This is a genomic window from Streptomyces sp. LS1784, assembly GCF_020103755.1.
GTDB lineage: Bacteria > Actinomycetota > Actinomycetes > Streptomycetales > Streptomycetaceae > Kitasatospora.
Genome location: NZ_JAHSQD010001149.1, coordinates 1 through 959, shown reverse-complemented (window position 1 = coordinate 959; position 959 = coordinate 1). Strand labels below are relative to the sequence as shown.

Below are 959 nucleotides of genomic sequence, written 5' to 3'. Positions count from 1 at the left end.
TGCCGGTGGCGGCGGGCGATCCGGCGCCCCGGCGGCCGAACCCGAACCCGCGCCGCACGGCCCGGTCCTGCGCGCCCTCCCCGCCGGAGCGGCGTCGGAACAGCGGCATGTCTGGCCCCCTCGAACGTCATCGGTATCTTTCGCATGGCCGCACGCTGGCCACGAGATAGGTACATATCACGGTCGACTGACATCCGTTTGCCCAGCCCAGCGCCCCGGGCCGCACGGAGGGAGGCGGTGGACCGGCCGCCCGCCGCTCGGCACGGCCCGGCCCGGATCGAACACCCGGGGGGAGGAGGACCGGCCCGCACGGCCCGCGGCCCGGCCGACGGGCCCTCAGTCGACGGGCCCTCAGCCCACGCCGAGCCCGGCGTCCGGCGCCTTGCCGCTCTGCGCCTGCTCGATCCGCTTGACCAGCATCACCGCGAACTTCCGCGTCGCGGCCACGTCCACCGGACCGCCCTCGCTGGTCACGCTCGCCACCACGGTGCCCGAGCGCACCACGATGCCGACGCCCTCGCCCTCGGCCAGCGGCCCCTGGAAGGCCTGGCTCTCGCTGCCCAGCGCCGGAGTGTCGACCTTCTTGAACGGCCCCGCGGAGTACGAGGCGTAGTTCTCCTTCAGCCGCTGCGCCGCCGCGTCCCGGCTGGGCAGGGTGTCCACCAGGAAGCGGACGACCACGTCCCCCGAGGAGAACCGGACCGACCCGCTCAACGGCTTGCCGGCGCAGGAGGCGGCGGCGGCACCGGTGCAGGTGACCTTGTGGTCGGCGGTGTCGACCCTGCGCTTCTCCTCCTCCCACCCGGCCATCGCCTTGGCGTCCGGCAGCACCTGCCCGACCACCTTGTCGTCCAGCAGCGCCGTCTCCAGGTCCCCGCGAGGCGCTTCCGCCGCGGCCGGGGCCGGGGCGGAGACGGGTGCCGAACCCGCCCCGGGCGCGGAGGGCGCCGCCTGGTCGG

At 75.6% G+C, this 959-nt stretch carries 1 protein-coding gene; it reads right to left on the bottom strand.

What is annotated here, in order from left to right:
- Window positions 1-351: 351 nt before the first annotated feature.
- Window positions 352-959: hypothetical protein (locus tag KS423_RS46245; protein ID WP_224285627.1), on the bottom strand; the 608-nt coding region annotated here is incomplete at its 5' end.